General features: G+C 71.1%; 21 protein-coding genes. 8 read left to right on the top strand and 13 right to left on the bottom strand.

Annotated features, from left to right (window positions below; all coding sequences use genetic code 11):
* Positions 1-67: 67 nt before the first annotated feature.
* Both IG84_RS0123045 and IG84_RS0123050 read right to left on the bottom strand, forming a co-directional pair.
* Positions 68-661 carry an RDD family protein gene (locus IG84_RS0123045; protein ID WP_051862270.1) on the bottom strand — a complete coding sequence of 198 codons (594 nt, stop codon included), beginning with the start codon at positions 659-661 and terminating at the stop codon, positions 68-70.
* Between the two features lie 64 nt (positions 662-725).
* Entirely contained in the window at positions 726-1,367 is a 642-nt protein-coding gene (locus IG84_RS0123050) for a helix-turn-helix domain-containing protein (RefSeq protein WP_211266507.1), read from the bottom strand.
* Between the two features lie 130 nt (positions 1,368-1,497).
* Between IG84_RS0123050 and IG84_RS0123055 the strand changes: the two genes are divergently transcribed.
* The 3 genes from IG84_RS0123055 to IG84_RS0123065 all read left to right on the top strand — a co-directional run bounded on the left by IG84_RS0123055 (position 1,498) and on the right by IG84_RS0123065 (position 4,127).
* Entirely contained in the window at positions 1,498-2,475 is a 978-nt protein-coding gene (locus IG84_RS0123055) for an NAD(P)/FAD-dependent oxidoreductase (protein ID WP_031060446.1), read from the top strand.
* A 129-nt stretch (positions 2,476-2,604) separates the two neighbouring features.
* On the top strand, positions 2,605-3,186 hold the full coding sequence (locus tag IG84_RS0123060) for a TerD family protein (RefSeq protein WP_031060447.1): 582 nt from the start codon (positions 2,605-2,607) through the stop codon (positions 3,184-3,186).
* A 164-nt stretch (positions 3,187-3,350) separates the two neighbouring features.
* Positions 3,351-4,127, top strand: a complete 777-nt coding sequence (locus IG84_RS0123065) for a class I SAM-dependent methyltransferase (protein WP_031060448.1) — start codon at positions 3,351-3,353, stop codon at positions 4,125-4,127.
* Here the strand turns inward: IG84_RS0123065 and IG84_RS0123070 are convergent.
* From IG84_RS0123070 to IG84_RS0123080, 3 genes are all read right to left on the bottom strand, one after another.
* Entirely contained in the window at positions 4,114-5,319 is a 1,206-nt protein-coding gene (locus IG84_RS0123070) for a hypothetical protein (protein ID WP_245659527.1), read from the bottom strand. The genes IG84_RS0123065 and IG84_RS0123070 overlap by 14 nt on opposite strands.
* Before the next feature lie 255 nt (positions 5,320-5,574).
* Positions 5,575-7,104, bottom strand: coding sequence for a glycine betaine/L-proline transporter ProP (gene proP / locus IG84_RS0123075; RefSeq protein ID WP_031060455.1), 1,530 nt, complete (start codon positions 7,102-7,104; stop codon positions 5,575-5,577).
* Positions 7,105-7,462: 358 nt separating this feature from the next.
* Positions 7,463-8,320 (bottom strand): AraC family transcriptional regulator, encoded by an 858-nt coding sequence (locus IG84_RS0123080; RefSeq protein ID WP_031060457.1) that lies wholly within the window; start codon positions 8,318-8,320, stop codon positions 7,463-7,465.
* A gap of 111 nt (positions 8,321-8,431) precedes the next feature.
* Between IG84_RS0123080 and IG84_RS0123085 the strand changes: the two genes are divergently transcribed.
* Positions 8,432-9,424 carry a DMT family transporter gene (locus tag IG84_RS0123085; RefSeq protein ID WP_245659528.1) on the top strand — a complete coding sequence of 331 codons (993 nt, stop codon included), beginning with the start codon at positions 8,432-8,434 and terminating at the stop codon, positions 9,422-9,424.
* Here IG84_RS0123085 and IG84_RS41235 read toward each other — a convergent pair.
* The 3 genes from IG84_RS41235 to IG84_RS0123095 form a co-directional block, all read right to left on the bottom strand.
* Positions 9,421-9,621: a hypothetical protein gene (locus IG84_RS41235; protein WP_157848931.1), complete on the bottom strand. Its 201-nt coding sequence runs from the start codon at positions 9,619-9,621 to the stop codon at positions 9,421-9,423. The two genes, IG84_RS0123085 and IG84_RS41235, sit on opposite strands and share 4 nt — an antisense overlap.
* A 104-nt stretch (positions 9,622-9,725) precedes the next feature.
* Entirely contained in the window at positions 9,726-10,991 is a 1,266-nt protein-coding gene (locus tag IG84_RS0123090; protein WP_107053946.1) for an amidohydrolase, read from the bottom strand.
* A gap of 2 nt (positions 10,992-10,993) precedes the next feature.
* Positions 10,994-12,259 carry an MFS transporter gene (locus IG84_RS0123095; RefSeq protein WP_063761839.1) on the bottom strand — a complete coding sequence of 422 codons (1,266 nt, stop codon included), beginning with the start codon at positions 12,257-12,259 and terminating at the stop codon, positions 10,994-10,996.
* A gap of 61 nt (positions 12,260-12,320) precedes the next feature.
* Here IG84_RS0123095 and IG84_RS0123100 point away from each other — a divergent pair, with 61 nt between their 5' ends.
* Positions 12,321-13,391 carry an Lrp/AsnC family transcriptional regulator gene (locus IG84_RS0123100; protein WP_078649257.1) on the top strand — a complete coding sequence of 357 codons (1,071 nt, stop codon included), beginning with the start codon at positions 12,321-12,323 and terminating at the stop codon, positions 13,389-13,391.
* A 27-nt stretch (positions 13,392-13,418) separates the two neighbouring features.
* On the opposite strand, the gene IG84_RS0123105 is transcribed toward IG84_RS0123100, so the two are convergent.
* The 3 genes from IG84_RS0123105 to IG84_RS0123115 all read right to left on the bottom strand — a co-directional run bounded on the left by IG84_RS0123105 (position 13,419) and on the right by IG84_RS0123115 (position 17,699).
* Complete coding sequence (locus IG84_RS0123105) at positions 13,419-14,981, bottom strand: SGNH/GDSL hydrolase family protein (protein ID WP_031060473.1); 1,563 nt, start codon at positions 14,979-14,981, stop codon at positions 13,419-13,421.
* Between the two features lie 80 nt (positions 14,982-15,061).
* Entirely contained in the window at positions 15,062-16,528 is a 1,467-nt protein-coding gene (locus tag IG84_RS0123110; RefSeq protein ID WP_031060475.1) for a sugar porter family MFS transporter, read from the bottom strand.
* A 226-nt stretch (positions 16,529-16,754) separates the two neighbouring features.
* Positions 16,755-17,699, bottom strand: coding sequence for an NmrA family NAD(P)-binding protein (locus IG84_RS0123115; RefSeq protein ID WP_051862274.1), 945 nt, complete (start codon positions 17,697-17,699; stop codon positions 16,755-16,757).
* A gap of 163 nt (positions 17,700-17,862) precedes the next feature.
* Between IG84_RS0123115 and IG84_RS0123120 the strand changes: the two genes are divergently transcribed.
* Both IG84_RS0123120 and IG84_RS0123125 read left to right on the top strand, forming a co-directional pair.
* Positions 17,863-18,639: a TetR/AcrR family transcriptional regulator gene (locus IG84_RS0123120; RefSeq protein ID WP_031060480.1), complete on the top strand. Its 777-nt coding sequence runs from the start codon at positions 17,863-17,865 to the stop codon at positions 18,637-18,639.
* A 102-nt stretch (positions 18,640-18,741) separates the two neighbouring features.
* Positions 18,742-19,761: a DUF5954 family protein gene (locus tag IG84_RS0123125; RefSeq protein ID WP_031060484.1), complete on the top strand. Its 1,020-nt coding sequence runs from the start codon at positions 18,742-18,744 to the stop codon at positions 19,759-19,761.
* 15 nt (positions 19,762-19,776) lie between these two features.
* On the opposite strand, the gene IG84_RS0123130 is transcribed toward IG84_RS0123125, so the two are convergent.
* Positions 19,777-20,616 carry an EamA family transporter gene (locus IG84_RS0123130; protein ID WP_031060488.1) on the bottom strand — a complete coding sequence of 280 codons (840 nt, stop codon included), beginning with the start codon at positions 20,614-20,616 and terminating at the stop codon, positions 19,777-19,779.
* A gap of 197 nt (positions 20,617-20,813) precedes the next feature.
* Between IG84_RS0123130 and IG84_RS0123135 the strand changes: the two genes are divergently transcribed.
* Positions 20,814-21,683, top strand: coding sequence for a LysR family transcriptional regulator (locus IG84_RS0123135; protein ID WP_031060490.1), 870 nt, complete (start codon positions 20,814-20,816; stop codon positions 21,681-21,683).
* Positions 21,684-21,778: 95 nt separating this feature from the next.
* On the opposite strand, the gene IG84_RS0123140 is transcribed toward IG84_RS0123135, so the two are convergent.
* Positions 21,779-22,819 carry a class I SAM-dependent methyltransferase gene (locus tag IG84_RS0123140; RefSeq protein WP_245659546.1) on the bottom strand — a complete coding sequence of 347 codons (1,041 nt, stop codon included), beginning with the start codon at positions 22,817-22,819 and terminating at the stop codon, positions 21,779-21,781.
* Positions 22,820-22,849: the final 30 nt, after the last annotated feature.

Genomic DNA, 22,849 nt, shown 5'->3' on the forward strand with positions numbered 1-22,849 from the left:
CGGTCTACTGTCCGGTGTCGACGGCCTACTGCGAGGTGTCGACCGTCTACCGCCAGGTGTCGACGGTCTACTGCCAGGTGCCGCCGGGCTGAGGCATCGGCGCGGCGTCGGCGCGCACGACGACCACGCTGGTGATCTTGTCAGCGAACGTCTGGCTCTTGGCGTCCCAGATGGCCCACCACCAGCCCAGCCCGAACACCACGTTGTTCAGGAACTGGAGCAGCCGGCGGCCCAGGGCCAGTCCGACGCCGAGCATCTGACCATCACGCTCGCGGATGGCCCGGATGCCGAGGACCTTCTTGCCCACGGTCTGCCCGGTCCGGCCCTCGCGCCGCAGTTGGAAGACCACGGCCACGATCATCGCCAGGACCCCGATCCAGGCCACGATGTTCGCGAAGGCCTCGCCGCTTTCGCCCGAGCTCTCTGCGATGCCGGTCCCGATGCCCATCAGCAGCCACATCGGCCCGAAGTTGATCAGAACGTCGAGCACGAACGCGCCCGCACGCTGCAACCAGCCGGCATACGGCGGATGCTGCGGCGCGTACGAGAACCCGGCCTGCTGCGGGGGCGGGTAGGGGGACCCGTGTGCCTGCTGCTTCATCGGCGGTTGCTGGGGCGGGTAGCCGTACGGCGTCTGCGGCGGCGGCCCGGGGTGACTCACTGCGAATACTCCTCATCGACAGGGAAGGTGGGCAGTGAAGGGTAGCCCGGCCCACCTGGAGTGATCAGCCACCGGCCTCTCCCTCCCGGCTCTCGCCCTCGCGACTCTTGCCCTCCCGGGCCTTCGGCTTGGCACGTACGTGCATGCGCTCGCCCTGGCGCCCGAAGAGGCTCAGCAGCTCGACCGGTCCGTCACCGGTACTGCCGAACCAGTGCGGCAGCCGGGTGTCGAACTCCGCCGCCTCGCCCGGAGGCAGTACCAGGTCGTGGTCGGCCAGGATCAACCGCAGCCGCCCGGAGAGCACGTAGAGCCACTCGTACCCCTCGTGGGTGCACAGCTCCGGTTCGCTCCGAGTGGCCGGGAGGATCATCTTGAAGGTCTGCAGCGGGCCGGGCTGCCGGGTGAGCGGCAGCACGATGTTGCCGTTCACGCGCTGCGGCGTGAGGCGGATGCGGGGATCGCCGACCTCGGGGGCGACGACCAGCTCGTCCAGCGGCACCTGGTGCGCCTGCGAGATCGGCAGCAGCAGCTCCAGGCTGGGGCGGCGCTGCCCGGCCTCCAGACGGGAGAGCGTGCTCTTCGAGATACCGGTCGCCTCGGAGAGCGCCGCCAGGGTCACGCCGCGCTGAGTGCGCAGGCGCTTGAGGCGGGGACCGACTTCGGTGAGGGCTCGGGCGATGGCGGGTGAATGCTCCACGCCGCCCATTGCACCGCCCCGTCCCGGAAACGGCAACAGACATTGCCTCTACTGGGCGGCGCCCGCACCCTGATGCCACAAGTCACCGCCGCGAGCGACAGGAAGACGGCAAACAGAAGACAGGAAGGCCGTGAGGAGCATGACGAACGCAACAGCCGACGACTCCGCGTACGACGTGATCGTGATCGGTGCGGGTGCCGGCGGGCTCAACGCCGCGCTGGTACTGGCCCGTTCCCGCCGCCGAGTGGCAGTAGTGGACGCCGGGCAGCCGCGCAACGCCCCCGCCGCGCACATGCACGGCTTCCTCTCCCGGGACGGCATGGCGCCGAGGGAGCTGCTGGCAGCCGGACGCACCGAACTGGCCGGGTATGGCGCGCACTTGATAACAGGTCAGGTCGACCGAGTGGACGTCCTCCCCGAATCCCGGCCCGGTTTCCGGATACGGCCGGCCGGCGGCCCCGCACTCGACGCCCGCCACGTCGTGGTGGCGACCGGACTGCGCGACACCCTGCCCGACATCCCGGGCGTCCGCGAACGATGGGGTACCGACCTGCTGTTCTGCCCGTACTGCCACGCCTACGAAGTCCGTGACCAGCCGATCGGGGTACTGGGTACGCACCCGGGCGCGGTCGGCCACACGCTGCTGCTGCGCCAGTGGTCGGACGACATCGTGTACTTCGCGCACACCCAGCAGCCGAGCGAGGAGGAGCGCGAGCGGCTGGCCGCCCGCGGAGTGCGCATCGTCGAGGGCACGGTCAAGCGGCTCGTGGTGGAGGACGACCGGCTGCGCGGGGTCGAACTGACCGAGGGACGCGTAGTACCCCGCAGCGCGGTCTTCGTCTTCCCGACGATGGTGCCCCGCGACGCCCTGCTCACCGGTATGGGCTGCGCGAAGGACGACAACGGCTGGGTCATCACCGACCGCGCGGGCCGCACCAGCGTGCCCGGTGTGTGGGCGGTGGGCAATGTCATCGACCCCCGCGCGCTGGTGGTCACCGCCGCCGGCATGGGCGCGGCCGCGGCCTTCGCCCTCAACCAAGAGCTGGTGAACGACGACATCACCCGCGCCGTCGAACGCCACCGCATGGCCACGGCCCTGCCACCGCTCGTACGCTGACACTCCGGTCGTACCACCCGGTCGTATCACCCTCGGATCTCTACACTGCTGTAGATACCGAAGATTCAACCCCTGGCTTCAGCTCCACCCACTGCCGGGAACCGACCGACACAAGCGAGGCTTCTCCGTATGTCCGTGAATCTGAACAAGGGTCAGCAGATCAGCCTGAGCAAGTCCGACGGCGGCACGCTCAGCGTCGTACGCATGGGCCTGGGCTGGCAGGCAGCGCAGCGCAAGGGCTTCCTCGCCAAGCTGGCCGGCACCCGGGAGATCGACCTGGACGCCTCGGCGGTGCTCCTCGCCGACAAACAGCCCGTGGACGTCGTCTTTTTCCAGCACCTGACCAGCGACGACGGTTCCGTGCAGCACAGCGGGGACAACCTCGTCGGCGGCACGGGGCAGGGCGATGACGAATCCATCGCGGTCGACCTCCGGCGCGTCCCGCCCCACGTCGACCAGATCGTCTTCACGGTGAACTCCTTCACCGGCCAGACCTTCAAAGAAGTGCAGAACGCATACTGCCGACTGATCGACGAGAGCACCGGTGAAGAATTGGCCCGCTACACCCTCACCGGCGGCGGCCAGCACACCGCCCAGATCATGGCCAAGGTCTACCGCTCCGGCACCACCTGGCAGATGGCCGCCCTCGGCGAACCGGCCTCGGGCCGCACCTTCCAGGACCTGATGCCCGCCATCAGCCGCCTGCTCTGACACCCCCGGCGGGGGCCGCACATGGCCCCCGCCTCCCGCACACTCCCACTCCCGCCCCGCACTCCACCCATCTATACACCCCACGTATACATGCCATGTATAGTCCGACGAGCAGGCGAACCTCACCTCACATTGAGGTGCTCGGAGTACTTGGAGTACCACGCATGGCCACGAAGAAGAACCTGGTCGCCAACCGCGCCGCCCTCACCCACAAGGTCCGGTACGCCATAGGCCACCCGCACCGCATCGCCCCGTACGTCAAGCGCGCGGCCCGGGACCGCTGGCTGGCCTTCAAACACCCCGACCACGTCGGTTACTACCGCGCCGTCATGGCCTCCGACACCCGCCGCAACCCCGAGGCCGCCGTCGGCAGCCAGACGCACGACCGCTGGCTGGCGCTGGGGAAGATGCAGTTCGACTACCTCCGCGAGCACGGCCTCACGCCGCAGTCACGGATGCTCGACATCGGCTGCGGCAACCTCCGCGCCGGCTGGCACTTCATCGACCACCTGGAACCGGGCCACTACTACGGCATCGACATCTCCCCCGACATCCTCATCGCCGCGAAGCAGACCCTGACCACCCAGGGCCTCCAGGAGAAGGTGCCGCACCTGACGATCACTCAGGACCTCACCCTGGACTTCCTCCCCGACGCCTACTTCGACGTCGTACACGCCCACAGCGTCTTCTCGCACTCCCCCATCGAAATCATCGACGAGTGCCTGGCCCACGTCGGCCGCGTCCTGGCCCCCGGCGGCTTCTTCGACTTCACCTTCGACCGCACCACCGGCACCGAACACCAGGTCCTCCGCGAGGACTTCTACTACCGCACCGAAACCCTCATCGCCCTCGCCGCGACATACGGCCTCAAGGCCCGCTTCATGGACGACTGGGAGACCCGTCGGCACGGCCAGTCGAAGATCCGCGTCACCGCGAGCTGACCGGCCGGCGGTCCTGCGACCGCTGGAGGGCGCGGAAGTCGTCGAAGAACCCGTAATTGGGGGCCGGCAGACCGCCGTCGGGCCGCTCGACGGTGCGGTTGGCGTAGAGGCTGTTCAACAGCCAGGGCTGCTTGTCCGGCCCGAAGTCCTGGGCCATCGCGGCTGCTTGGGTGACACCGTACGTGGCCACGGCGAGGCGTCCGGTGTCCCGGAACCGGCCCACCTGAGTCCGCAGGAAGTGCTTGTGGTTCTCGAACCAGGGGCTCATCGAGAGGAAGTCCCGCCACTGCTCCGCCGGCACGGGGTGCTCGATGGCCTGCTTGATCACCTGCCATACCCGGGTGTCAGGCGAAACGCCGTAGCGGCGCGCGTACGGGGCGGGCACCGCATCCTTCAGGTGCTGCTCCCACAGCTTCACCAGGGAGAACTCGGTGACCAGGAACTTCTGCTCCTTCCGCAGCCGGGGCAGCACGTAGTCGAGGTACGCCTGCACGTTGCCCGGCCCGGCCACGTGCGGGTGGATGTCCACCCCCTCGATCTCCGGGGTGGCGCGCGTGAAGGACAGCCAGCGGTCGGTGGCCTTCGTCCGCTTGTCCGGCTGGTCGAGGAAGTTGAGCGCTCCCATGTAGAGGCGGGTACGGCAGCCGGAGGGGAAGTGCTTCTTGCGGTACGCGATGACGTGCGCCGCGATCTTTTCGTAGAAGGTGTTCAGCGCGCCCGAGTCGCGGTCCTGCTGCAGGCTTTCGATGAACGGCTCGTTGGCGATGGCCAGTACGTCGACGGAGTCGAGCACGGCGTGCAGGACCTTGTCGACCCGGTCGAGCTCCGCGGCCATGGCCGGGCTGTCCGGCCGTGGCAGGGCCCGGTGGTTGTACGGGAACTTCAGCGAGAGCACCGTGCCGTAGCCCTGCCGGTGGGCATCCAGCAGCTTCTTCACGGCACGCTGCCGGGAGGCGTCGGCCCCGACCTCGGGCATCGGGACGAAGCCCCGGAGCCAGCTCGCGGAGAGCTCGCGCAACTCGGCGAAGGTCACGCTGTCGGGGTCCTCGTTGAAGTTCGCCCCCAGGATGCCGGCCGGGCCGTCGGCGGCGGCTCTTCCGGCGGCAGCCTTCCCGGTGGCAGCCTTCCCAGTGGCATCGCGGCCGGCCTTCTCCGCGGATTGTTGGTCACCCGTCGAGCACCCCGCGGCCACAAAAGCTCCGCCCGACAGTGCCAGAAGACGCCGCCGCGTAATCAAAATCCACTCACTCCCCGTGCTTGGCGCATGCGTTCAGGCCGCACCGGTCCGTTCGACCGTTCCGGCCCCGCCGGCCACGGGAATCGCATGACCGGCAGTCACCTACCCTGCCCGGTCGTCCCTCGGGTACGCACCCCGCCCCCGCTGACACGTGTGCCCGCCGGTCGGGTGCGGACCGGCGGGCACGGGGGGGGCGGTGGAGCGTGGCGGCTATTCGTCGCCCTTCCGCTCGTGGTGCCGCGGCAAGCGGCCATGGCGGAGGCCGATCCAGACGTCGCGGGCCCGGCGGCCTGCGCGGGTGCGGCTGTGGGCGACGAGCTCGCGGGCCTGTTGTTCGTCCTCGACCATGTGCGAGGAGCCGCGCAGCGGCTTGCCGGCCGTCTCGTGGAGGAAGACGGCCGAGATGACGCCGATGATGCCGGCCGCCATCAGGTAGTACGCGGGCACCATCTTGTCGCCCGTGGACTCCACCAGCGCCGAGGCGACCAGCGGGGTCGTACCGCCGAAGAGCGAGACGGAGACGTTGAAGGCGACGGACAGGCCGCCGTAGCGCAGATGGGTGGGGAAGAGGGCGGGCAGGGTGGACGCGCTGGTGCCCGCGAAGCAGACGAGCAGCAGGCCGAGGATCACGCAGCCGATCGCGGGCAGCAGGATGCCGCCCTGCTTGATGAGGAGGAAGGCGGGGATGGCGAGCACCACCATCGCCGAGCCCGCCCAGAGGAACATGGGGCGGCGGCCGAATCGGTCCGAGGAACGGCCGACGGTGGTGATCGTCAGGACGACCAGGACCATCGTGCCGAGGACGAGCAGCTGGGCGGTCAGGTCGGGTTCGCCGAGGGTGCTGGTCATGTAGGTGGGCAGGTAGGAAGTGACCATGTAGTTGGTCACGTTGTAGAGCAGCACCAGGCCCATGCAGATGAGGATGGCCTCCCAGTGGTGCGTGAACAGCTCCTTCAGGCGGCCCTTGCCGGACATACGAGCCTGCTCGACCGGGTCCTCCGTCAGGGCGCCGTCCTTCTGTGCCTCCTGATGCTTGGCCTCGACCTCCTGGAAGGCCGGGGTCTCCTCCAGCTTCATCCGCATGTAGAGGCCGATCAGGCCGAGCGGCCCGGCGACGTAGAAGGGGATGCGCCAGCCCCACGAGAGCATCTGCTCGTCGCTGAGGACGGCGGTCAGGACGGTGACGAGGCTGGAGCCGAGCGAGTAGCCGACGAACGTACCGAAGTCGAGCCAGCTGCCGAGGAAGCCGCGTTTGCGGTCCGGTGAGTACTCCGCGATGTACGTCGTGGCGCCCGCGTACTCACCGCCGGTCGAGAAGCCCTGCACCAGCCGGCACAGCAACAGCAGTATGGCCGCGGCCAGGCCGATGGACTCATAGCTCGGCAGGAAGCCGACCGCGAAGGTGCTGATCGCCATCATGATCATGGTGGCGGCGAGCACCCGCTGGCGTCCGATGCGGTCACCCAGCGGCCCGAAGACCAGGCCGCCGAGCGGGCGCACGAGGAAGGCCGCGGCGAAGGTGGCAAAGGTGGAGATCACCTGCGCGCCGGGCGAGCTGGAGGGGAAGAAGACCTTGCCGAGGGTGGGCGCGACATAGGCGTAGACGCCGAAGTCGAACCACTCCATCGTGTTGCCCAGGGCCGCGGCCGAAACCGCCCGTCTGACCTGGGGTTTGTCGACAACCGTGACGTCCTCGGGGGCCACCGGGCGCTTGCGTCGGCGTAGCAGCGTACGCACCATGCGCTCGGTTCGTACGCTGCCCGAACCGTACCCGGCGGACTGCGTAGCCTTGCGCGCTTGCCTGGATCGTTCGTTCTGCCCGTGTTTCATGGCTCCGCGTACTCGTCGTCGGGTCGGGTGGCGTGGGCGGGTGCCGTCCGGAGCGCGGATGACCGCCGCGACTGACACGCTTTCGTCATCCTATTGCCGGTTTGCCCCACTGGGCACAGTTTGCCAGTGCGCGCGCCGTCCGTACCGTAAGCTCCCACCGGCCCCCCGCGTACCCACTTGACCGCGGACAAACGACCCCGCCCCGCCTGAGTCCCCTGCCGCCGGTCCCCTGCCCTCCGCCACGCTCCCCGGGCGTGTCCGCCGCCGTTCACCCGTCCAGAGGTGCGCTCCGGAACACGCCGGGTGTCACGCCGTAGACGCGTTGGAACCAGCGACTGAAGTGCGCCTGGTCGGCGAAGCCGGTGGCGGCCGCGGCGTCGGCGGGCGTCGTACCGGCACGCAGCAGCGAACGGGCCCGCCGCAGCCGGAGTTGTCGCTGATAGTCGCTGGGGGCGAGGCCGTACTCGGCGCGGAAGGCCCGGTAGAGCGCGAACCGGCTGCACCCGGCGGCCGCCGCCAGCCGCTCGGCGGGCACGGCCTCCAGGTACGCCTCCTGCAGCAGATCCCGCGCCCGGCGCGCGGCCTGGCGGCGGGCGCGGTCGGTGGGCGTGCGGGCGGCGAGCGCGGCGGAGGCCGAAGCGGTGGCGGCGCGGCGGGCCAGCGCGGTCACGGCCGCGGTCAGACGTTCGTCGCGGACCAGCGGATCGGTGGTGCCGGCCAGCGCGGCGTGCAGCCGGGTGAGCGCGTACGCGAGCGCCGGGTCGGTCAGTACGGGGTGCGGGAACAGTGGGAGCGCGCCGGAGCGGCCGTCGGTGGCATCGGCGAGTACGTCACGCACGACGGACGGGCCGAGGTGCACGATCCGGTAGTGGTAGCCCAGCTCCGCCGCGGCCCGGCCGTCGTGCACGTCCTCCGGGTTGAACGCCATCACCATCCCGGCGCCGCTGGTGTGCGCGGCACCGCGGCAGCGGAAGCGCTGGGCACCGGCGTCGGTGATGCCGAAGGAGTACGTGTCGTGACTGTGCAGCGGATAGACGTGGTCGCGGAAGCGCGCGTGCATGGCCTCCACGGGGCGGGTGCCGTCCCGCCAGTACCGCACCCAACTGCCGCCCGCGCCCGTCCCCATGGCCGCATTATGACGCGCGGGCGCGGGCGCGCTGCCGAGTGCGGACGCTCTGCCGTGTGCGCGCACGAGCGTTCAAGACGGGCGGGGCTCCGGGCCGTCAGAGTCGGAGCCATGTCCACGAACACCACGAACACCACGAGCAGCACAAGCGGCACGAGCGCGTTGAACTCGATGAACAGGGGCTTGAACAGCCCGTATGTGCAGTTGTCGGTCACGATGGTGCTGTGGGGCAGCGCCTTCGCCAGCTCCAAGACGGTCGTGGAGCACGTACCGCACGCGGTGGCGGCGTTGCTGCGCTTCGGGGGTGCCGCGCTGGCGTTGCTGGTGGCGATGGTCCTCTTCGGCTCCCGGCGGCAGGGTACGAAGGCGTCGCGGCGGGCCGGCGGTCGCGCCGCCCTGGCGGGCGTACTGGGGGTATTCGCCTACAACAGCGTCTTCTTCTGGGGCCTCTCGCTCGCCCCGTCGCTCGACGCGGGCATCCTCATACCGGTCATGAGCCCCGTGCTCACCAGCCTGTTCCTGCTGGTCACGGGGCGGGAGCGGGCGTCGCGGGCGCGGCTGGCGGGGCTGGGGCTCGGCCTCGCCGGGGCCGTGATCTTCTTCCTGGGGGCCGGCGGCAGTGCGGGCGGGGGCCCGTCCCGGCTCGCCGGGGACGCGCTGTTCCTCCTCAGCGCGGCTTGCTGGGCCGCGTACACGCTCGCCGGGCCACGGGTACTGGCCGGTGCCGACCCGCTGCGCGCCACGACGTATGCCACCTGTGCGGGCGCCGTCCTGCTGGGCCTGGTCGCCGCGCCCGCCGTTCCGGACGTGCGCTGGGGCGAACTGCCGCCGGGCCTCTGGCTGAACGTCGGGTTCCTGGCGCTGGGCGCCGCGGCCGTCGCCAACCTCCTGTACTACCGAGGAGTGGGCGCGGTGGGTCCGGCCTCCGCCTCGCTGATGATGTTCACCGTGCCGGTCGTGAACACCGTCTGCGGCACGCTGTTCCTCGGCGAGTCCTTCGGTCCGGTGCAGGCGGCGGGCGCGGCGGTCCTGCTGGCGGGCGCGATCCTCGCGGCCACACAGGGACGGCCGCCGTGGCGCCGCGGGGACGGCACTCGCTCCTAAGTCCGCTTGGGCGCGCGACGCTCCCCCGGCGTTGAGGGGCGCTTCGGTGCGGGTCCCGGCCTTTCGCCTCGTACGGACGGCTGGTCCGCGTTGACCTCCTCGGCGCTGCGGTCCCGCTCGTCCTTGGCGGGCTCGCGGTTCTGGGACGGGGCCATGTCGGCCTCATGCGGGTCCCGGTTCGTACGTTCCTCGGCCATGGTGCCTCCCAGGTTCGCGGTGGCGGGGGCCCGCCACCGCTTCCATCCCCTCATGTCCGGCCGGCCCGGGCGATCTCCGACTGCTCCGAACGGCGGCGTGTCCCTCACTCGCCGCCCGGGCGCAGCCACTCCGTCGTCACCGCGAGGAGGTTGCGGATGCCGGCCGGGAGGGTGGGGGCCGGGTCGGGGGCGTAGTGCGGGGAGTGGGGCGCCGGGACGCCGGGCGGCTGGGCACCGCGGTGCAGGGCGGCGATGCCCTCCTCGGTGAAGCGGTCGTGCGCGATGCCGCCGAAGTGCCAGAAGACCGAGGGGCAGCCGGCCGCGGTCCCCAGGGCGCCGAAGTCCTCGCTGGCCGCGAAGGGGGACTGCAGGACGTGCGTGGGGGCGCCCGTCGTTTCGATCGCCGTGAGGACGCGGCGCGTCGCGTCCTCGTCGTTGACCGTGAGCGGGAAGGGGTCGTACGCGGTGATCTCCGGCGGCCGCGGCACGTCGAACGACTCCGCCTCGGTCCGTATGATGCGCCGGATCGCCTCGAACGCCTCGTCCCGCGCCTCCGTGCTGAACGTCCGCAGGCTGAGCAGCAGTTCGGCGGTGTGCGGGATGATGTTGGCCACCGTCCCGGAGTGCAGCGCGCCGGCGGTCAGGATCGTCGCCTGGGTATACGGGGCCTGGCGGGCCGCGAAGGTCTGCAGGCGGAGCACGACCGTGGCGGCCAGCACGAGCGGGTCGACGCAGTACTGCGGGGTCGAGGCGTGCCCGCCCGCGCCGTGCAGGGTGACCCGCAGGCTGTCGGCGGCCGCCATCAGCGGGCCCGGCCGGGTCACCACCAGGCCCGCGGGGAAGGGCCCGACGTGCTGGCCCAGGCACACGTCGGGGCGCGGGAAGCGGTCCAGCAGCCCGTCTTCCAGCATGGCGCGCGCGCCCTGTCCGATCTCCTCGGCGGGCTGGAAGACGGCCACGACCGTGCCGCGCCAGGCGCCCGGGTGTGCGGCGAGCTGGCGGCAGGCGCCCAGCAGACTGGTGACGTGGACGTCATGGCCGCAGGCGTGCATGCGGCCCGGCTCGGTCGACGAGTACTCCAGGCCGGTCTCCTCCTCTACGGGCAGCGCGTCCATGTCGGCGCGCAGCAGCACGACCGGGCCGTCGCCGTTGCGCAGTACCGCCACTACCCCGGTACCGCCCACGCCTTCGGTCACCTCCCAGCCGGCCTCGGCGCGCAGTTGTGCGGCCACGGCGGCGGCCGTGCGGTGCTCGGCGAAGGCGAGTTCGGGGTGGGAGTGGAGGTCGCGGTAGACGTCCTCCCAGTGCGGGAGGTGGTCCGGCAGGCCGGTTTCCAGGGGGGTTGTGAGGGAGGTGGTGGGTGCGGTCATGGTCATCCCTTCGGGTGGGGTGCGGGGTGGGCGGACGCACGGTCGCCGGCCTGCCGTCCGGCCGCGTACGCGCCGCCGAACGCCGCCAGGAAGCGCGGCGTCGTCTGCGGCACTCGCAGCGTCACGAGGATCGCGAGCACCGGCCCGACGATGAGCATCGTGAAGGCCGCTTCGTACGAGAAGTGGTCGACCACCGTGCCGAAGACGGTGGGGGTCAGGATGCCGGAGAGCTGGCCGCCGAACAGGATGATCCCGGAGGCGACCCCGCTCAGCCCGGGCGGCAGGCTGCGCAGCGGTACCGAGAAGCAGGGCAGGTAGCACAGGCCCGCCGCGCCGCTCAGCAACGTGCCGCAGAGGACGAACTGAGCGATGGAGGCGGTGCGGGGCAGCAGGAAGAGCAGTACGGCGACGGCCAGCATGGCGGGCACGATGATCCGGCGCGGCCGGCCCTCGAAGCGGTCCGACAGCTTGCCGCCGAGCACGGCACCGGCCGCTGCCAGCACGGTCGGGCCGAGGGTGACCAGCCCGGCGGAGCCGACGTGCAGACCGCGCTCCTCGATCAGGTACGAGCCGCTCCAGGAGTTCAGACCCCAGATCACCACGTCGTAGGCGAAGAACAGCAGCGCGAAACCCCAGATGGCCGGCGAGCGCAGCACAGCCCGCGCCGCGCCCTTCGTACGGGGCACGTCGGCCCCGGTGTCGGCCTCGGGCAGCGGCGCCGGCATCCAGCGCCGTACGGCGACGAGGACCAGCACGCCCAGCAGGCAGACGGTCAGGAACATGGCGCGCCAGTCCCACAGGGACAGCAGCACCGACGCGAGGACGGAGGCCAGCAGGCCGCCGACCGCGTTGGAACTCTGCAGCCAGCCGGTCGCCGTCATGCGCTGGGCGGGGATGCTGCGTCGGCTCAGCGCGTTCAGCGCCGCGCCGGGGAACAGCCCCTGGGCTGCGCCGAAGAGGCAGCGGATGACCAGCAGTGCGGTGAACGACCAGGCCACGGCGGTCAGTCCGGTGAAGAGCGACCACAGGACCAGCGCCAGGGAAGCCATCCGTACGCCGCCGAAGCGGTCCGCCAGCAGGCCACCGGGTATCTGGCAGAGCGCGTAGGTGAGGAAGAACGCGGAGACGATCAGTCCGCGCGCCCCGTGCGAGAGGCCGAACGTCTCGCCGATCGACGGCAGCGCGAGATTGATGACGAGGCGGTCGATGTAGTCGACGGTCCAGGCGGCGAAGAGCAGTACCACCGTGATCCGGGTGGTTCTGTGCATCTGCACGGCATGATCCTCCTGCTCTACCGGGTGGGCGGGGGGTTCGGCCACAATGCACGCCATGGCGTTTCCCGTGGTCCCCACGCCGGTTTCCGGCGCAGCGCCCCGCCGTCCGCCGGAATCCGCCGCCCTGAGCGAGACGGACCTGGCACTCGTCGAGGCGCTGCAGGTCGCGCCGCGGGCCCCGTGGACCCGTATCGCGGCGGCCGTCGGCGTCGACGCCACGACCGCAGCCCGGCACTGGAACTGGCTGACCGGGCACGGGCTGGCCTGGATGACCGCGTACGCCTCCCTGCCGGGGATGCCCGTCGCGTACATCGACGTCGCCTGCCGCCCGGAGCGGCTGCTCGCCGTCAGCGCGCGGCTCGGCGCGTCACCGCACGTCTTCAGCATCGAGCGGACGGCCGGACCGCATCAGCTTCTGCTGTACGTCATCACCCGCGATCTGGCGGGCATGGACGCGTTCGTGACCGGTTTTCTGGGGCGGCTGGACGGCATCTCGGCGGTGCGGGTGAGCCTCCAGGCGCGTACGTACCGCGAGGGCAGCGGATGGCTGCTGCACGCCCTGGACAGCGACCAGCGCCGGACGCTCGGCCCGCGGGACGGGCCGGCGCCGCAGCGCGCCCCGGCGCTGGGCGACGCCGACACCCGGCTGCTGCGCGCGCTGGGCGAGGACGGCCGGCGGGCCTACGCGGATCTGGCGCGGGAGTGCGCGATGAGCGAGACCACCGTGCGGCGGCGGCTGGCGCGCCTGCTGCACCACCCGGAGGTGCACTTCCGCTGCGACGTGGCGCAGCGGGCGGCGGGCTGGCCGGTCATCGCGACGTACCGACTGGACGTACCGGCCGATCTGCTGGAGAGCACCGGCCTGGCGCTGGCCGCCTTCCGGGAGACCCGGCTGTGCGTCGCGGTGACCGGCGCCGCCAACCTGATGTTCTCCGCCTGGATACGGTCGACGGCGGAGTGCCAGGCGCTGGAGACCCGCATCCGGCGCCGCTTCCCCCACCTCCGGGTCGCCGAACGGGAACTGACCCTGCACACGATCAAGCGGATGGGCCGGCTGCTGGACGCGGCGGGGCGGGCGGTCGGGCACGTACCCTTGCGGGCGCCGCGCCCGGCCGACCGGCGGTGAGCGTCAGGTACCGAACGGCAGTGGGTGTCAGGTACCGAACGGCAGCACCCGTCGGAAGAGGTCCAGCGCCTCGTCCGCCCACCCGATCACCTTCAGCGTCGGTGTCAGGTTTCCCGGCGGCCGGTTGATCAGCGTGTCGCGGCGGATGAGCCGGTCGAAGTCCACCAGGACCGGGTCGGCGCGCGGCGTGCGCCCGTCGGGGTGCCGGAACTCGACGTTCGCCCGTCGCATGACGTTGATCAGCTCCTGGGCGACGATCCCGTACCCGACGGTGGTCGGATGGACGCCGTCCAGCGAGAACAGGCCGCCGTCGACGCGCCGTTTACCGTCGCTCGCGAGGAAGTGGGTGTTGGGCGGCGGGGTGAGGGCCTGCAGTTCCGGCGGCAGTGGGTACGGCTGCCACCAGTCCGGGCGGGCGAGCGGGTCCTCCAGGTAACGGCGTGCGGCGAGCCGGTCGAGCAGGCCCGCGGTGTCCAGCAGATACCAGTCCCTGTCCGCCTCCCGGGCCTGGCGTACTTCCTCGGTGATCGCGTCGTTGTACTGGTCGATGGCGTGATCGATGGCGCGCGCCTGGTCGGCGGTGATGTGCGGGTCGTGGCGCGGGTCGAAGGCGCGGTCACTGATCCAGGGGCGGGTGTAGTACGGGAAGTAGGCGGACCCCGGCTCGGTCTTGCCGCCGACGCCGCGCGCGAGCGGCGCGACGGTCACATGCGGCACGGTGCACCAGATGACGTGCCGCGCCTTGATCTCCCGGACCTCGCGGACGACCTCCCGCAGTTCGGCGGCGAAGTGCTCGGGCCGCCAGACGGTGAAGGCACCCTTGCGCCCCAGGTCGTCGTAGCCCTCCTCGCTCCAGACGACGCGCAGGTCGGTCACCGTCTGCAGTGCGTTGTTGGATCCCAGGAAGACGATCAGCGTCTCAATGCCGTGCTCCGGGTCCGTGTCCCCGACGTCCTCGCCGAGCACCTTGGCCGCGCCGAGCTGCGACAGGGCTCCGGTCTCCGGCGGTTCGGTGGGCAGTACGCGCAGCGCGGCGCGCTCGCCGGCGTTCTGCACGATCTGGTACACCAGGTCGTCCTTGGGCGCGGAAATCCGGGCGCGGCAGACGTCGGCCGACTTCTCCAGCGCGTCCCGCAGGTCCCAGCCGAACGCCGCGAGGTTGTGGTTGACGGCCAGGGTCCGCGGCACCGCCGTGCCGGGGCCGCGCTCCCAGTAGTCCTCCACCCGGTCCATGAAGCCGCGGACCCGGAAGAGCGCGGGGGCCACCTCCCACCAGTCCACGTTGCGGCCGTAGCGCGCTTCCAGGTCGCGCAGCAGCAGTTCGATGTTGAGCGGGAGCCCTCCGTATCCGTTGTAGGAGGGATACCTGAATGAGTCGCTCCACCCCATTTCGTGGGCGATGATCGCGGGGAAGGACAGGTCGGTGTGGAAGACCGACCCGCTCTGGAACCCCTGGGCGAGCGAGTCCCCCACGGCGACCAGCCGGTGCCGCGGCTGCCCCTGCCACTCACGTGCGCTGATCTCGACAGCCAGCGTGGGATCGCTGACCGGTACTCGCGTCTCGTGCTGCCGTCGTCCGGAACCGTTCATGCTCTCCCCTGACTGACGTACTGAGCCCCTCAACCAACGTACGGAGCCCCTTACATGACAGCGCAAGTCGCCGCCGGAGGCTATGGGGCGCTCGTACGCGCGGTGGTTTCCCGCCGGTACGTCTCGCCCGTCATGGCTTCCAGTTCCCGCTGCTTGGTCTCGGGGACCTTCCGCTGCACGAAGAAGAAGGAGGCGAAGGCGAAGAAGGCGAAGGCGCCGTAGAGCCAGGAGAGGCCGACCTTGGTGGTCATCGGCTCGAAGGAGAAGGTGACGATGAAGTTGAAGATCCAGTTCGAGGCGGTACCGATCGCCAGCGCCATCGCCCGCATCCGGTTGGGGAACATCTCGGCGAGCATGACCCACATGATCGGGCCCCAGGAGAGCGCGAAGAAGACCACGAAGGCGTTGGCACCGATGAGCGCCAGCGGCCCGTACGGGCTGGGCAGCGTCACGTCCGCGCCGCTGCCGCGCTGCTGAGAGAAGGCGACCGCGGTGAGCAGCAGCGCAATGAACATCCCGGCGGAACCGATGGAGAGCAGCCGGCGGCGCCCGACCCGGTCCACGAACAGCATCGCGACCACGGTCATCACCACATTGATCCCCGCGGTGATCACCGATGTGGTGAACGAGCTGGACTCACTGAATCCGACCGACTTCCACAGCGTGGTGGAGTAGTAGAAGATCGCGTTGATGCCCACGAGCTGCTGGAACGCGGCCATGACGATGCCGACCCAGACCAGCGGTTGCAGCCCCAGCCGGGGGCCGCGGATGTCCTTGAAGCTGCTCCGGTGCTCCTTGTGCAGGGTCTCCCGGATCTCCTGTACTTTCCCCTCCGGGTCGGGGACGCCGGTCACCCGCTGCAGCACGCCGGCGGCCTTGTCGTACTGCCCCTTGAGCACGAGGTAGCGCGGGGACTCCGGGATCAGCAGCGCCAGCACGCCGTAGAGCAGCGCCGGTACCACGCCGACCAGGAACATCCAGCGCCAGGCCGGCATGTTCAGCCACAGCTCGTTCGACGCGCCGCCCGCGGCTGCGGCCAGGCCCTTGTTGGAGCTGAGGACCACGAGCTGCCCGATGGTGATCGCCAACTGCTGCAGCGACCCCAGCGCGCCGCGCCCGCTCGCCGGCGCCACCTCCGAGATGTACGCGGGCGCGATCACGGACGCGATACCGATGCCGAGCCCGCCGATCACCCGCCAGACCATCAGGTCCGGCACGGAGAAGGCGAAGGCCGAGCCGGCCGAGCTGATGAAGAACATCGCCGCGCCGAGGATCATCACGTTCCGCCGCCCCCACCCGTCGGCCAGCCGCCCCGCGTACCAGGCACCGACGGCGCAGCCCAGCAGCGCGATGGAGACGACAAAGCCGGAGAGGAAGGAGTTGAGCTCGAAGTGCGAGCTCAGGGAGTCCACCGCGCCATTGATGACGGAGGAGTCGAAGCCGAAGAGAAAACCGCCGACCGCGGCAGCGATGGAGATACCGACGGCCTTGCCGTGGTGGCCGGAGCTGGGGCTGGACGGCTGAGGTCCGGAGGCCGTTCGGGCCATATGCGGGTGTCACCTTTTCCAGAGTCGACGCGGTCTGTTGTGCTGGAGCACCAGGAGTACCCAGGCGTACAAGGGGCATTGTCGAGCAGCGACCCGTTCCGCCCGTGGACGAACCGCCGCAACTCGCACCCCCGACACCACCGACTACCCCGATGGCCCGGCACCGGAGCCGATCGGGTGACACCGGCCGACGACGCGGCTACTGGTACTTCTGGTACTCGCCGTACTAGCGGCGGTCCTGGGCTTGGGGGGCTTCCGGGGCCGGGATGGTCGGGCCGGTGAGCAGGGCGGTCAGCGGGACGGCGCCGTACTGGGCCAGCCAGGCGTCGAAGCCGAGCAGAGCAGGGTGGACCGCGCGAAGCGCTTCGGTGTCGACCAGGGGGTAGCGGCCCTCATTGAGGGACTGGATGCCCCGGGCGGCCTCTTCGCTCTGCGCCCGGACGGTTTCGATGGGCACCTGGACGTAGGGAACGGGGCGACCGGTGGCACGGCTGATCGCAGCGGCCGTCTCGGGCGGGGTGAGGGTGTCGCCGGCGAGGTCGAAGGCGCGGGAGGCGAAGCGCGCGGGATCGGCGAAGGCGAGTGCGGCGAAGGCGGCGATGTCGGCGAGCGCGATGAACTGCTGGCGGGTCTCCGGGTAGTAGGGCGTGACCAGGGCGCCGTCGCGCAAGCCCCACACAGGGTGGAGCAGGTTCTCCATGAAGGACGTCGGGCGCAGCACGGTCGCGGGAAGGCCGATGCCGCTGATGTGGTCCTCGATCTGCCGTTTGCTCTCGAGGGTGGTCAGGCCGGTCGAACGGTCCGCGCCGAACGCGGAAGCGTAGACGAGAAGTTGGGCTCCCGCGGCCAGGGCGGCGTCGGCTGTGTTCCGGCCGCGGCGCACCTCGTCCTCCGGGGCGTAATCCGGGGGAAGGCCCGGCATCCCGGGGGTGGGCTGGACGCTGAAGACACCGTGGACTCCGTGGGCCGCCGCGTCGAGAGAGGCGCGGTCGTCCAGGTCACCTGTGACGAGTTCGGCACCCGCTGCCTCAAGGGCGCGTGCGGCGGAGGTCGTGGCATCGCGGGTGAGTGCCCGTACGTGCCAGCCGTCGGCGAGCAGCCGCGCGGCGGTGGCCCCGCCCTGCTGACCGGTCGCGCCTGTCACGAGGATCGTTCGGTTCGTCGTGGCCATGGGAACCTCCGGCCGATAGAATCGGAATGCATAACCCGTTTAACGTACCGGGACGAGCAACCCGCTTGTCAATGACCGAAGTTGACCAACACCAGGAATGGGCATCGGGAACCGGCATCAGGCACCCGCACCAGGCACCTCTCGTCGAGAAAGGACAGGGAACATGGCGGAGGAGGACGGCAGCCCGGCATCGAGGGCCGACGCCCGGCGGAACAGGGAGCGAGTACTGACTGCGGCCCGAGCCTCGTTCGCGGCGGAGGGCCGGATGGTGCCGCTGGCCGTGATCGCCCGGCAGGCCGGCGTGGGAGCCGGGACGGTCTACCGGCACTTCCCCTCCAAGGAGGACCTCTTCGAAGCGGTGATATCCGACAGCGTGGCCGGGTTCGTCACCGAAGGGCGGTCCCTGAGCACTGCCGACGATCCGACGGCGGCGCTCTTCGGCTTCCTGGAGCGGGTGATCCGCGATGCCTCCCTCAACCGGGCGCTGTGCGAAGCCCTCGGCCGGCAGTCCGCGGGGGCCGTGCCGCCGGACCCCACCGCCGCGGGAAGGCGCGAGTTCGAGGAGGTCCTGGAGGTGCTGCTGCGCCGCGCCCAGGAGGCGGGCGCGGTCCGGCGGGATGTCGAAGCCGCGCATGTGCAGGCACTGTTGGCCGGGTGTGCGGCTGCGGAACAGGTTGCGGAACAGCCGCCGCGCGGAGGATCCGGCGGCGGGCGGCCGGGGATCAATCCGATGGTGGCGGTGGTATGTGACGGGCTGCGCTCCGAACGCGCCGTAACGAAAATTCGTTACGAAAAGCGGGGCAAGGCTGCCGACCCGCACAACGGGGCCGCCCGTTGCGAAATGTGTGACGAGCCCCTTACTCCGGCCCGCTCGGGCCGCCCCGCCCGGTTCTGCGGGGCGGCGTGCAGGCAGAAGGCGTATCGGCGCCGGACGAGCTGAAACCCCACCGGCGCCCGTAAACACATACGAACCCTGCCACTCCCGGGTCATCTCCCTGGATCACGGCCGAACCACCTGATGACGGCAGCACAGAATGTGCGCATGAAAGAGGACTGGAAGCGGCAGATCGACCGGCTCCACGCTGATCTGGTACGCCGGGACGACCCGGTGGCCTGGGTGAACGAGGCCGATGCCGTGACGGCCTCCTGCCGCTATCCGCATATCGCCGTCCGCGGGGCGCTCTTCGGTATCGCCACCCAGGACTCCGCGTCCGGTACCGACTGGCGGTTGCACGGGCCGGTGGCGGACGGCACGCCCCAGCAAGCCAGGGACGGGCTCAACTCGAAGCTGTGGTTCAGGGCCCTGGAAGACACCGATGACCCTGCCGTACGCCGCGAACTGCTGAAGGCGGTTGCCGTCCTCGAACGCGAGCCGGCCGACGAGTTGGAGGTACTGGGCGTGCGCTACCGGGTGGTGCGCGCCGACGAGCTCGCCCGGAGCGGCGAGGACGGGCTGGAGCCGCCGCGGCCCACGGACACCGAGCCCGCCGATCGGTCCTGGACCGGCCGCCACCATCCGCCCTCCCGCGATACCGGCCACGTCCTCGACCCCGGCCGCGCGGAAGGCATCATGGCCGGCGCACTGAAACTGGGGCTGCGGGCCTTCGCGTACGCCGGCGCCAGATACCCCGCCGACGTACGCAGGGATTCCGAGCGGGCGGCGAGCACGCACCCGGACATCGCCCTGCTGCCCGTCGGCTTCGGCATCACCGAACGCATCGGGAAGGGCTGGCGGCCGCACGGTTCCCTCATGCCGACCCCGCACGACGCACGACGGCTCCTGCACGACGCGCTGACCGACGTCTGGCCGCGGCTCTACGAGCTCAGCACCGCTGAGCAAGCGCGCTACGCGCGAGCCGCCGAGCGCTTCAAGGCCGCCGGCCGGAACGACGAACTACGGGCGGGTGACCGGCTGTTCCGCATCTGCCGCATCGAACGGCTGGTCAGGTGGGGCCCGGACGGCCCGGAACCGCCCCGCCCTTCGGACCAGGCCAATGACTATCCCCCGATGAAGATCCACCCCACCATGGACGAAGACGGCACCGTTCATCACGACCGCTGATTTCCCGACCGCGCCTCACGGGAGGGCCTCCTCCCCGGCGCGAGCCGCGCGGCGTCCGTTCCGCGTGAGGATGGCGCACGCGTTGGCGGCGACGATGGCTCCGATGCCGGCCCCCTCCGTCCAGCCCACGTTCTGGCCGAGGAGCAGCCAGCCGACCATGGCGGCCAGTACGGGATTGACGCTCATGAAGAGGCCGAAGAGCTGAGCCGGTACCCGGCGGAGGGTGAGGAGGTCCGCGAGATACGGCACGGCTGAGGAGAGGACGCCGGCGACGACGGCGTGCACCACCGCCCCTGTGGTCGGCGGCTGCCGTACGGCGATGACGGCTCCGACCGGCAGGAACATCAAGGCGGAGAGTCCGGCCGCGGCCGCCGATCCCTGCGCACCGGGGATGCGGCGGCCGACCGTACGGTTGAGCAGGATGTACGAGGCCCAGCAGGCGGCGGCCAGCAGTCCGAGGCCCATCCCGAGATAGTCGGCGGACGGGCGCGGGCGCATCAGGACGACGACGCCCGCCACGGCGACCAGCGCGCAGCACGCGTCGACGCGGCGCCGCGAGGCGGCCAGGGCGATGGTCACCGGCCCGAGGAACTCCAGGGTCACCGCCAGCCCGAGGCCGATGCGGTCGATGGCGCTGTACAGGGACAGGTTCATCGTCCCGAAGACCACCGCCAGCAGCAGGACCGGCCACCACTGCCGCCAGGTGAAGGCGCGCAGCCGGGGCCGGCCGACGGCCAGCAGGACGAGCGCGGCGACGTACTGGCGTACCGCGACGACGCCGATCGGGCCCAGCACGGGGAAGGCGAGGGAGCCGACCGCGGCCCCGACCTGGTTGGACAGGCCGCTGGCGGCCATCGTGACCACTCCGGCCAGCCGCCCGCCGCCGGAGTCGGGAGCGGAGGCGGCAGAGGCGGCAGAGGCGGCAGAGTCAGGGGAAGCAGCGGACGTAACGGAGGCCGCGGAGGTACCGGAGGCTGCGTGCATGTGCCGATCGTGCGGCAGTCCGCTGCTTCCGCATAATGCATGAGCGTTCCTATCTATACGCTGGGCGTATGGATACGGCGGACAGGGGGACGGAGCTGCGGCAGTTGCGCTGCCTCGTGGCGATCGTCGACGAGGGCAGTTTCACCGACGCCGCCATCGCGCTCGGCGTCTCGCAGGCGGCCGTGTCCCGCACGCTCGCCTCGCTGGAGCGCGGACTGGGGGTGCGGCTGCTGCGGCGTACCTCGCGCGAGGTGACGCCCACGGCGACGGGGCTGCGCGTCGTCGCCCACGCGCGGCGGGTACTCGCCGAGGTGGACGCACTGGTCCGGGAGGCCACGTCGGGCCACACCCGCCTGCGCATCGGTTACGCCTGGTCGGCGCTGGGCCGCCACACGCTGGCCTTTCAGCGCCGCTGGGAGGAGACGCGCCCCGAGACGGAGCTGCAGCTCGTCCGCGTCAACTCCGCCACCGCCGGGCTCGCGGAAGGCGCCTGCGAGCTCGCCGTGGTCCGCAGGCCGGTGGACGACCGCCGCTTCGACTCCGCCATCGTCGGCCTCGAACGGCGGCTGTGCGCCATGGCCGCCGACGACGCCATGGCCAGGCGCCGGTCGGTCCGGCTCGCCGACATAGGACGGCGCACGCTCCTCCTCGACCGGCGGACCGGCACCACGACGACGGAGCTGTGGCCGCCGGACGCCCGACTGTCCACAGAAGACACGCACGATGTCGACGACTGGCTCACCGCGATCTCCACCGGCCGCTGCGTGGGCATGACGGCGGAGTCCACCGCCCACCAGTACCCCCGCCCGGGTGTGGTCTACCGGCCGGTGCGCGACGCCGAGCCGATCGCCGTGCGCCTCGCCTGGTGGCGGGACGATCCGCACCCCGCCACCCCGGCGGTGGTCGAACTGCTCACCTCGCTCTACCGCGCGCAGTGATCAGCCACCCAGTCACCGGTCGCCGGTCGCCAGTCACCGGTCGCCGGTCGCCGGTCGTCGGTCGTCGGTCAGCAGTCGCCAGTGAAGGGCTGCCGTCAGGTGGCGGTCGCCACGTAGAGGGATTGCGCCGGGATCCGCTGCAGCCGGGTCCGGTGCGGCGGGGTGAAGCCCGCGTCGCGCAGCCACTCGGTGAGCTGTCCGGGGCTGTACACGGACGCGCCCGAGGTGAGGTGGAAGAGCAGGCCGAGGCAGCTCGCCGCGGCGTCGGGGCGATGCGGCCGGCCGGAGTCGCCGAAGAGGTCGAGGACGGCGATGACGCCACCCGGCCGTAGTGCTGCGTGGATCCGCCGGAACAGGGCGGCGATCTCGGGCGGTTGGAGATGGTGGATGAGGTTCAGACAGAGCGCCACGTCGTAGCCGGAGCCGAAGTCGGCGCTGCGGGCGTCGCCCTCCCGGTGCTCGACCAGGTGGCCGTAGCCCGCCGTACGGATGATGTCCCTGCCGACGGCCGCGCTGCCCGGGAGATCGACCACCGTGGCGCGCAGCCCCGGGTGCCGGCGGCACAGTTGCGCCGCGAACCAGCCGTGTCCGCCGCCGACGTCCAGTACCCGGCGGGCGCCGTCGGGCACGGGGAGCGCCGCCGCCAGCTCCGGTGCGCTGAACCGCGCCAGCTCGTACTGGCCCGTGATGTACTCCCGCCAGTACGGGTCGTCCGGCGCCGCGGTGTGGTGGTCGACGACCGTGCCGCCGCGAGCCACGTCCGGCAGGCTCGCCCACCAGTGCCAGTAGTCCTGGTGGCTCGCGACGAAATGGGCGACGGACCTGGGGGACGCCGCCAGGAGCCAGCGCCGGGCTCGTCCGGTCGGGACGTAGCGGCCGCGCCGCCTGCGCAGGTACCCGAGCGCCTCGATGCCGTCCAGCAGGAGCCGGGTGGAGTCGGTGCGCAGGGAGAGCCGGGACGCCAGTTCCTCGGCCGTGGCGGGCCGTCGGGCGAGTTCTTCGAACAGGCCCAGCCGTACACCGGCGATGAGCGCGCCCGACAGCGCCATGCCGGCCAGCGACTCGAAGGCGGGCACGGGTGCCAGCCGCGTGCGCAGCGCGACGCGCTCCCGCCAGGTCTCGCCACGGACCACCATGCGCACGTCTGAATCGCCCCTCTCGTCAGG

The sequence above is a fragment of the Streptomyces ochraceiscleroticus genome (assembly GCF_000720485.1).
GTDB lineage: Bacteria > Actinomycetota > Actinomycetes > Streptomycetales > Streptomycetaceae > Streptomyces > Streptomyces ochraceiscleroticus.

Bases quoted from the DNA above. Each gene is read 5' to 3' on its own strand.
- IG84_RS0123095 (WP_063761839.1), bottom strand. From the start codon at position 12,259: ATGCACAGAACCACCCGGATCACGGTGGTACTGCTCTTCGCCGCCTGG.
- IG84_RS0123130 (WP_031060488.1), bottom strand. From the start codon at position 20,616: ATGGCCGCCAGCGGCCTGTCCAACCAGGTCGGGGCCGCGGTCGGCTCC.
- IG84_RS0123090 (WP_107053946.1), bottom strand. From the start codon at position 10,991: ATGACCGCACCCACCACCTCCCTCACAACCCCCCTGGAAACCGGCCTG.
- IG84_RS0123115 (WP_051862274.1), bottom strand. From the start codon at position 17,699: ATGGCCACGACGAACCGAACGATCCTCGTGACAGGCGCGACCGGTCAG.
- IG84_RS0123055 (WP_031060446.1), top strand. From the start codon at position 1,498: ATGACGAACGCAACAGCCGACGACTCCGCGTACGACGTGATCGTGATC.
- IG84_RS0123100 (WP_078649257.1), top strand. From the start codon at position 12,321: ATGGCGTTTCCCGTGGTCCCCACGCCGGTTTCCGGCGCAGCGCCCCGC.
- IG84_RS0123060 (WP_031060447.1), top strand. From the start codon at position 2,605: ATGTCCGTGAATCTGAACAAGGGTCAGCAGATCAGCCTGAGCAAGTCC.
- IG84_RS0123050 (WP_211266507.1), bottom strand. From the start codon at position 1,367: ATGGGCGGCGTGGAGCATTCACCCGCCATCGCCCGAGCCCTCACCGAA.
- IG84_RS0123120 (WP_031060480.1), top strand. From the start codon at position 17,863: ATGGCGGAGGAGGACGGCAGCCCGGCATCGAGGGCCGACGCCCGGCGG.
- IG84_RS0123140 (WP_245659546.1), bottom strand. From the start codon at position 22,819: ATGGTGGTCCGTGGCGAGACCTGGCGGGAGCGCGTCGCGCTGCGCACG.
- proP (WP_031060455.1), bottom strand. From the start codon at position 7,104: ATGGTGCGTACGCTGCTACGCCGACGCAAGCGCCCGGTGGCCCCCGAG.
- IG84_RS0123105 (WP_031060473.1), bottom strand. From the start codon at position 14,981: ATGAACGGTTCCGGACGACGGCAGCACGAGACGCGAGTACCGGTCAGC.
- IG84_RS0123135 (WP_031060490.1), top strand. From the start codon at position 20,814: ATGGATACGGCGGACAGGGGGACGGAGCTGCGGCAGTTGCGCTGCCTC.
- IG84_RS0123125 (WP_031060484.1), top strand. From the start codon at position 18,742: ATGAAAGAGGACTGGAAGCGGCAGATCGACCGGCTCCACGCTGATCTG.
- IG84_RS0123080 (WP_031060457.1), bottom strand. From the start codon at position 8,320: ATGGGGACGGGCGCGGGCGGCAGTTGGGTGCGGTACTGGCGGGACGGC.
- IG84_RS0123085 (WP_245659528.1), top strand. From the start codon at position 8,432: ATGTCCACGAACACCACGAACACCACGAGCAGCACAAGCGGCACGAGC.
- IG84_RS41235 (WP_157848931.1), bottom strand. From the start codon at position 9,621: ATGGCCGAGGAACGTACGAACCGGGACCCGCATGAGGCCGACATGGCC.
- IG84_RS0123065 (WP_031060448.1), top strand. From the start codon at position 3,351: ATGGCCACGAAGAAGAACCTGGTCGCCAACCGCGCCGCCCTCACCCAC.
- IG84_RS0123110 (WP_031060475.1), bottom strand. From the start codon at position 16,528: ATGGCCCGAACGGCCTCCGGACCTCAGCCGTCCAGCCCCAGCTCCGGC.